Here is a 597-nt window from a genome sequence, read left to right as displayed (position 1 = left end):
GAGCGGCTGGACGGCGTGCGCCCCCCGCACCTCCGCGTGCCCGCCGAGCAGATCGCCGAGGCGCTCGACCGCCTCGACCCGGCCATCCGCAGCGCACTCGAGGAGGCGATCGCGCGCGTCCGCCGCGCCAGCGCCGCACAGATCCCCCCGCCCCGCACCACCGAGCTCGACGACGGCGCCACGGTCACCCAGCGCTGGCAGCCCGTCGCCCGCGCCGGGCTGTACGTCCCCGGCGGCAAGGCGGTCTACCCGTCGAGCGTCGTCATGAACGCCGTGCCCGCGCAGGCCGCCGGAGTCGCCTCCATCGCCCTGGTCTCGCCGCCGCAGAAGGCGTTCGGCGGCTCCGTCCACCCCACGATCCTCGCGGCGGCCGCTCTGCTCGGCATCGACGAGGTCTACGCGGTCGGAGGCGCCGGAGCCGTCGCCGCACTGGCCTACGGCGTCGACTCGATCGGGCTGGACCCCGTCAGCATCATCACCGGGCCGGGCAACGTCTGGGTCACCACCGCGAAGCGCCAGGTGCTCGGGCAGGTCGGCATCGACTCCGAGGCGGGCCCGACCGAGATCCTCGTGATCGCCGACGACTCCGCCGACCCG

The 597-nt window shown here is 75.5% G+C and carries 1 protein-coding gene; it reads left to right on the top strand.

All coding sequences use genetic code 11. The annotated features are described in order from the left end of the window. On the top strand, positions 1-597 hold a 597-nt coding region (locus tag C5C74_RS16975), incomplete at both ends, for a histidinol dehydrogenase (protein WP_181134738.1).

Source organism: Rathayibacter sp. AY1E8 (genome assembly GCF_002931415.1).
In the GTDB taxonomy this organism is placed as follows: domain Bacteria; phylum Actinomycetota; class Actinomycetes; order Actinomycetales; family Microbacteriaceae; genus Rathayibacter.
Note: the sequence above shows the minus strand (reverse complement) of the source record. Positions and strands in the feature narration are given on the sequence as shown.